The 6510-nt window shown below is 69.6% G+C and carries 7 protein-coding genes; 2 read left to right on the top strand and 5 right to left on the bottom strand.

Going from position 1 to position 6510, the window contains the following annotated elements:
• Positions 1 to 226 precede the first annotated feature (226 nt).
• The 3 genes from ACVOME_RS18435 to ACVOME_RS18425 are packed head-to-tail and all read right to left on the bottom strand — an operon-like array spanning position 227 to position 2675.
• Positions 227 to 916 (bottom strand): HAD family hydrolase, encoded by a 690-nt coding sequence (locus ACVOME_RS18435; protein WP_481505381.1) that lies wholly within the window; start codon positions 914 to 916, stop codon positions 227 to 229.
• Positions 913 to 1614, bottom strand: coding sequence for a pseudouridine synthase (locus tag ACVOME_RS18430; protein WP_065175382.1), 702 nt, complete (start codon positions 1612 to 1614; stop codon positions 913 to 915). Before ACVOME_RS18430 ends, ACVOME_RS18435 begins: the two co-directional genes overlap by 4 nt.
• Positions 1611 to 2675, bottom strand: coding sequence for a class I SAM-dependent methyltransferase (locus tag ACVOME_RS18425; protein ID WP_414487739.1), 1065 nt, complete (start codon positions 2673 to 2675; stop codon positions 1611 to 1613). The genes ACVOME_RS18430 and ACVOME_RS18425 overlap by 4 nt, the downstream gene beginning before the upstream one ends.
• 159 nt (positions 2676 to 2834) lie before the next feature.
• Here ACVOME_RS18425 and ACVOME_RS18420 point away from each other — a divergent pair, with 159 nt between their 5' ends.
• Positions 2835 to 3098 carry a hypothetical protein gene (locus ACVOME_RS18420; protein WP_053518254.1) on the top strand — a complete coding sequence of 88 codons (264 nt, stop codon included), beginning with the start codon at positions 2835 to 2837 and terminating at the stop codon, positions 3096 to 3098.
• Positions 3099 to 3171: 73 nt separating this feature from the next.
• Here the strand turns inward: ACVOME_RS18420 and ACVOME_RS18415 are convergent, their stop codons facing one another.
• Both ACVOME_RS18415 and ACVOME_RS18410 read right to left on the bottom strand, forming a co-directional pair.
• Positions 3172 to 3465 carry a DUF3247 family protein gene (locus ACVOME_RS18415; protein ID WP_053518253.1) on the bottom strand — a complete coding sequence of 98 codons (294 nt, stop codon included), beginning with the start codon at positions 3463 to 3465 and terminating at the stop codon, positions 3172 to 3174.
• 44 nt (positions 3466 to 3509) lie between these two features.
• Positions 3510 to 5495 (bottom strand): hybrid sensor histidine kinase/response regulator, encoded by a 1986-nt coding sequence (locus ACVOME_RS18410; protein WP_065175384.1) that lies wholly within the window; start codon positions 5493 to 5495, stop codon positions 3510 to 3512.
• Positions 5496 to 5743: 248 nt separating this feature from the next.
• Between ACVOME_RS18410 and ACVOME_RS18405 the strand changes: the two genes are divergently transcribed.
• Positions 5744 to 6310 (top strand): DUF3016 domain-containing protein, encoded by a 567-nt coding sequence (locus ACVOME_RS18405; protein ID WP_053518248.1) that lies wholly within the window; start codon positions 5744 to 5746, stop codon positions 6308 to 6310.
• Positions 6311 to 6510 lie beyond the last annotated feature (200 nt).

Below are 6510 nucleotides of genomic sequence, written 5' to 3'. Positions count from 1 at the left end.
CCGGGGGGAAAAGGCAGCTGCTGGGGGGGGGCGTCGCGCTGCGAGCCGACTATGAATTGGCCTATTGTGGTCGCGCGGGGCCATGCCGGGCGCAAAGGCAGCGCGCGCCTACGCCAAGCGCGGCAGCAGCGGCAGCAGCAGGGCGTGCGCGTCGCGCAGCGAGCCGACGATGCGATGGCCGATTCTGGTAGCGCCGGGCCATGCCCGGCGCAAAGGCAGCGCGCGCCTACGCCGGGCGCGGCAGTAGCGGCAGCAGCAGGGCGTGCGCGTCGCGCAGCGAGCCGACGATGCGATGGCCGAGCGCGCGCAGTTCCTCATCGGGATGCACCAGGTCCGGCACCTGGATCACGGTCATGCCTGCGGCCAACGCCGCACGGGTCCCCGCAGGTGAGTCCTCCAGCGCCAGGCAGCGCTCCGGCGCCTGCCCCAGCCGCTGTGCGGCCAGCAGGTAGATGTCCGGCGCCGGCTTCGGCCGCGCCACGTCGCCACTGGTGATCACTGCATCGAAGTACGGCAGCAGACCGGCAGCGCCCAGCTTGCGGTTGGCCCGCGGCTGAAGCGTGGTGGTCGCCACCGCACGCGGAATCGCATGCGCCTTCAGCAGTTCCAGCAGCTCCAGGATGCCCGGCCGCAGAGGCAGGCCGGTCTGCGTGCGTTGCTCATACAGATCATGGCAGCGCAGCGCCATCGCCTCGATCACGCTGTCCTCCACGCCCTGCTGGCGCAGCAGCGATTGGCTGTCGCGATCGCCAAGGCCGACCATGCGCACGAAGAAGGATGCATCCAGCGGCAGGCCGAACGCTTCGGCAGCCTCACACCAGCAGGCGATGGACACCCGCTCGCTGTCGATCATCAGGCCGTCCATGTCGAAGATGACGGCGTCGGGAAGAAACGGCAGCGCAGCGATGACAGTCATGGAGCGAACAGCGTATCCAGGTCGGTGGAGGTCAGCAGCCGCCATTGCCCCTCGGCCAGCCCCTCCAGGTCCAGGCCACCGACGCGGCTGCGGTGCAGTGCCTGCACATGGTTGCCGGTAGCGGCGAACATGCGGCGCACCTGATGGTAGCGGCCTTCATGCAGTACCAGGCGCGCCTTGCGTGGACCCAGCACCTCCAGTTCAGCCGGCAGCAGGGCGGTCTTCTCCGACTCCAGCATCAGCGTGCCGCTGGCGAACAGGGCCACTTCGTCGCCGCGCAGGTCTTGGGCCAGCTCCACCTCGTAGACCTTGGGCAGTTTCGACTTCGGCGAGATGATCCGGTGCAGCAGGCCGCCATCATCGGTCAACAGCAGCAGGCCGCTGGTGTCGCGGTCCAGCCGGCCGACCGTGGACAGCACCGGGTCGCGGTCGCGGAAACGCGGCGGCAGCAGATCGTAGATCAGGCGGCCGGTGTCCTTGGTCGAGCAGGTGTAGCCGGCCGGCTTGTGCAGCGCGATCGACAACCCCGGCGGCGGATCCAGCGGCTCGCCGTCGACCCGCACGGCCTCGTGCGGCACCTGGTCGTCGGCATACAGCACCTCGCCGTCGGCATCGGTGATACGGCCTTCGCGGAACATCCACTGCACCTGCTTGCGGCTGCCATAGCCCAGGTTGGCGATGTGCTTGACCAGCTTCATCGGCCCTTCCCCTTCACCGCTTCGACCAGCTTGAACCCGTCACGCTCGGCGACCACGCGCACCGCGCCGAAGCTGTCGTTGAGCGTGTGTTCGTACGGCAGGTGGCGGTTGGCCACCACATACAGGCGACCACCCGGGCGCAGCGCCTGCGCCGCCACGGCGATGAAGCGCTGGCCGATATCCGGCCGGTCCGCGCGCGACGGGGTATGGAACGGCGGATTGCTGATGATGACGTCGTACCCCGGCTCGATGCCGGCGGTGACGTCCCGCCACAGGAAGCGCAGCGGCAGCGGGCGCGGCGGAGGTGCAAGATTCAGCTCGGCCAGTGCCAGGGCCCGCTGCTCGGCTTCGTACAGATCCAGCGCGGTGATCTTCGGGCAACGCTCCAGCAGCTCGCGCGACAGGTAGCCATAGCCGGCCCCGAGGTCGGCCGCGCATCCGGCCAGATCGGCCGGAAGGTGCTCGGCCAGCAGCGCCGAAGCCGGGTCGATGCGGTCCCAGGCGAACACGCCCGGGCGGCTGAGGAAGCGGCCACCCACGATCGGCCGCACCGCATCCAGCGCGCTCCAGCGCTTGGCCAGGTCGGCATCGTGCTGGCCCTGCAGTGGCGGGGTCCAGTACACCCGGCAATGGTTCTTGGTCAGGCTGCCGCCGAGGCCGGCCAGCTGCTTGAGGTCGCCTTCGCCGGAGCGCGCGCCCTCGTTGTTGGACTGGCAGGCGACGATGCGGCCCCCTTCTGCGGCCAATGCCAGGGCACGGGCGAACAGCGCGCGGGCCTCCTCGCGCTGGCGCGGCGGCAGCACCAGCACCAGCGGGTAGCGGCCCCGGCCCGCGACATCGTCAAGCTGGCCGCTGACGGTCCAGCCGGCGGCCTGCTGCAGGGGCTGCGCGAACGGCGCAAAACTCTGCTCGCAGTGCACCTCACGCCCGCCGGCCTGCTCACGCAGTGGCCAGCCGTCGCGGGCACGCAGGAACGCAACCGGCCCGTCCGGCCAGCGCAGCGCGCCCTGGGAGAACGGCAGGAACAGGGTCTGCAGGGGGGCGTCGTCGCTGGCGGCCATCGGCGCGGTTACTTGAAGCGTGAGGGCCGTCCATTGTACCGGCTCGCGCGGTCCGGCCCGGCAGGCCACTTTGCGAAACTTCAACGGGGCATTGATGCCCCAGCAACATCGGACCCTTCAGGGTAGAGGTCCCCCGAGACTTCCAGCAGGAGAATCCGCATGCGTGCCTTGTTCGTCGGTGGCGTGGTCGACAACAGCGAAATGGACCTGGAAGGCAGCCATCCTCCCGTGCACTACCCCGAGGACACCGGCGGTGGACATTCACGCTACCGGCTGCACCAGGTCGGCCACGGCGCCGATGGCAGCGTGGCATACGCGGTATACGGCGCACCGGACCTGGCCGACGACGAGGTGGCGCGGGTAGCGGAGGAGCGCGCCTATGCCCGGCGGTTCGAGGCAACCCCGACGGTGTTCGAGCACTGACGTGCCAGTCGCGCCCGAGCCGAGGCCCGGGCGTGCGGACCGCAGCCGGGCGTGAGCCCGGCCCCCTGCCGGATCACGTCGTTCTGGGTGGCAGCTGGCGGATGCTGGCGATCTCGTCGAGCCAGACGTGATGCTGCTGCACCGGCGTGTCGTAGTCGTCCAGGCGCAGCTGGCCGTTGCTGCCTTCATCGCCGGCGTCGTTGCGGTACTGCTGCACCGTTGGGCGCACGGCGACCGTGCCCAGCAGGCGGCGGCCATCGAGCAGGGTCAGTTCGACCTGCGTTTCGCCGTCGAGCTGCGGCAGCAGGGCCTCCAGGCGCGCGATCTGGGCCGGGTCGGTATGGATGCGTGGAGCAATACGGGACATCGGAGAACCTCCTGCGTGCAGGGTCGCCGATCCACCGTGAATGCTCAGTGCAGCGCGCTGTCGGCGCGCGGCACCTGCACCTTGCGCACCGCAGCCACCAGCTGGGCCACCGAGTACGGCTTGGCCACATGCTCCTGGAAGCCCGAGGCCAGCGCGCGTCGACGGTCATCCGCACGCGCCAGCGCGGTCACGGCCACCGCCGGCAGGGTCGCCGCATCCACGCCCATGTCTTCGCGCAGGGTGCGCACCAACCCATAACCATCCATACCCGGCATGCCGATGTCGGTCAGCATCACGTGGTACTGCAGGTGGCCGGCATCGGCCAGCAGCGCCAACGCTTCGCCGGCCGAACTGGCAGCTGACACCGTCGCGCCCTGCTCTTCCAGCATGCGCCGCAGGTACTCCAGCACTTCCGGCTGGTCTTCCACGGCCAGTACGTGCATGCCCCGCAGCGGATAGGGCTCGACGACCACCGGCTCCAGAATCGGCCCGCTGATCACCTCGCGCAGCGGCCGCCGCTCGGCATCGGGCAGATGCTGCGGCAGGCGTACGGTGAACGTGGCACCGTGGCCATGGCCTTCGCTGGCCGCAGTGACCGTGCCGCCGTGAAGCTCGACCAGCTGCTGCACGATCGCCAGGCCCAGGCCGAGCCCACCATGGCGGCGGGTGGTGGTGCCGTCGGCCTGCCGGAAGCGGCTGAACAGATGATTGAGGAACTCCGGAGCAATACCATCACCGGTATCGCGCACGGTGATCTCCCAGTGCTTGCCGTCGGCCCGCAGCTGCATCTCGATGCGGCCCTCGGCCGGCGTGAACTTGATGGCGTTCGACAACAGGTTCCAGAACACCTGCTGCAACCGCGTCGCATCCCCCAGCACCAGGCTGGGCTGCTCAGGCAGCCGCAACTGCACGTCCAGTGCCTTACCCTCGGCCACCAGCTCCTGCGCGCCGATCGCCTCGCCCAGCAGTTCGCGCAGGTCCAGTACTTCCACTTCCAGCTGCACCTTGCCCAGCAGCATGCTGCTGAGGTCGAGCATGTCCGAGATCAGCCGCTTCTGTGCACCGGCGCTGTTGGCGATCACGCCCAGCCCCTTGTACAGCGGGCTGGTGTTGTCGACACGCTGCAGCAACAGCTCGCTCCAGCCAAGGATGGTGGTCAGCGGCGTGCGCAGTTCGTGCGACAGGGTCGCCAGGAATTCATCCTTCAGGCGCGCCATGTTCTCGGCGGCACTGCGTGCGGCGCGCTCGGACTGCAGCAGCTCTTCACGGGCCAGTTCGATCTCGCGGCGCTCGGTCACGTCCGGACTGCTGCCGGCCAGGCCGATGAATCGACCCATCCGCGAGAATCGCGGACGCGCGTTCATTTCCAGCCATCGCCACTGTCCGTCCGCACGCCGTGCGCGGACGAGGGCATGCATGGAGCGTTGCGCCTTCAAAGCTTCCTGCAGTTCGTACTCGAACACCGACGCATCATCCGGATGCACCAGGCCGCGCCAGACATCCTCCGGCACACGCGTCTCGTCGCCACCAAAGAACTCACTGAAGGCGCTGTTGACGAAGCGCGCATGTCCGCGCTCATCCAGCACCCAGACCGGCATCGGCAGGCCATCGGCCAACGCGCTGAACCGGGCCTCGCTCTCGCCCAGCTCCAGCTCCATCTGCTTGCGTGCGGTGATGTCGAAGAACAGGATGCCGACCTTGTCCTCGCCGGGGCGGCCCACACGGACCGCGTCCACCGCGAACGAGCGCCCCAGCGCCCGCGCTTCCATCTCGAACTGCGCCGGCCGTCCGCTGCGCGCCACCTCGCCGTAGATGCGGTACCAGTCGCTCTCGTGGTTCGGTTCCAGCGCGCTCATGCACTTGCCGCGGGCGTCCTTGAGACCGGTGTGGCGCTCGAAGGCGTCATTCACCTCAAGGAAGCGGTAATCCACTGCGCGATCGGCGTCGAACATGACCTGGATCACACAAAAGCCGGCGTTGATGCGTTCAAGCACACCGCGATGCAGGTCGGGTTCGGGCGCCGGAACCATCAAGGGCGGGCGCTCCGCGAGGGGCGGCAGTGTGGACAAGGGCGTCTGGGGCGTACCGGATGGAGGCACAGCATCTTCCAAAGGACGTATTCACAGCGTCAAGCGCCGTCAGTCATGGTTGACGACCATGAATTGGCGACAACCGCCGACGCTGTTGACGCATTCGGCCATTGCTGGGCCCCGCCGGCAGGATCACACTCGATGCGAGATCAACATCCGCCCCCATTCCGGGGACGCAGGAGACCGCCATGAACCGCTCTCTGTCCGCCACCCTGCTGCTGGCCGCGGCCCTTGCCGCGGGTGCTGCGAACGCCGCGCCGCGCACCGTCACCAGCCCGGATGCGCCGCGCACGCTGCAGGCCGACGGCCCGGTCAACGTGCAGTGGAACGATCCGGCGACATTCACCGAGATCCGCCAGAGCCACAACCGCTTCGAGGCCGAACGCGGCGACTGGGTGCAGCAGCTGGCGCGCTACCTGCAGACCAGCGCCGCCAAGCCGCTGCAGGCCGGGCAGACGTTGGACATCACCCTGGTCGACATCAAGCGCGCGGGCGACTACGAACCGTGGCATGGCCCGCGCGCCAATGACATCCGCGTGATGCGCGACATCTATCCGCCGCGCATCACCCTGCAGTACACGCTGAAGGACGCCAGCGGCCGCATCGTCGACGAGGGCGAGGCCAAGCTGACCGATACCGGCTACCTGCACACCCTCGGGCTGCGCAGCGACAGCGATCCGCTGCGCTACGAGAAGCGGCTGATCGATGACTGGGTGAAGCGGCAGTTGACCGCCCAGGCCACCGCCGCGCGTTGACCGGCACCCGCCGGGGGGGGGGGGGGGCGGCGGGGGGGGGGGGGGGGCCCCCCCCCCCGCGGGGGGGGGGGGGGGGGGGGGGGGGGGGGGGGGGGGGGGGCGGCCGCCCCGCGCGCGCGCCCCCCCGCGGCCCCCCCCCCCCCCCCCCCCCCCCCCCCCCCCCCCCCCCCCCCCCCCGCCCCACCTTCGGCAGAATGCCG

The sequence above is a fragment of the Stenotrophomonas sp. STEN008 genome (assembly GCF_056760435.1).
The sequence above is the reverse complement of the archived record's forward strand: the minus strand, read 5'-3'. Positions and strand labels throughout refer to the sequence as shown.

Coding starts and splice junctions, on each gene's coding strand:
- ACVOME_RS18435 (WP_481505381.1), bottom strand. CDS start 916: ATGACTGTCATCGCTGCGCTGCCGTTTCTTCCCGACGCCGTCATCTTC.
- ACVOME_RS18430 (WP_065175382.1), bottom strand. CDS start 1,614: ATGAAGCTGGTCAAGCACATCGCCAACCTGGGCTATGGCAGCCGCAAG.
- ACVOME_RS18425 (WP_414487739.1), bottom strand. CDS start 2,675: ATGGCCGCCAGCGACGACGCCCCCCTGCAGACCCTGTTCCTGCCGTTC.
- ACVOME_RS18420 (WP_053518254.1), top strand. CDS start 2,835: ATGCGTGCCTTGTTCGTCGGTGGCGTGGTCGACAACAGCGAAATGGAC.
- ACVOME_RS18415 (WP_053518253.1), bottom strand. CDS start 3,465: ATGTCCCGTATTGCTCCACGCATCCATACCGACCCGGCCCAGATCGCG.
- ACVOME_RS18410 (WP_065175384.1), bottom strand. CDS start 5,495: ATGGTTCCGGCGCCCGAACCCGACCTGCATCGCGGTGTGCTTGAACGC.
- ACVOME_RS18405 (WP_053518248.1), top strand. CDS start 5,744: ATGAACCGCTCTCTGTCCGCCACCCTGCTGCTGGCCGCGGCCCTTGCC.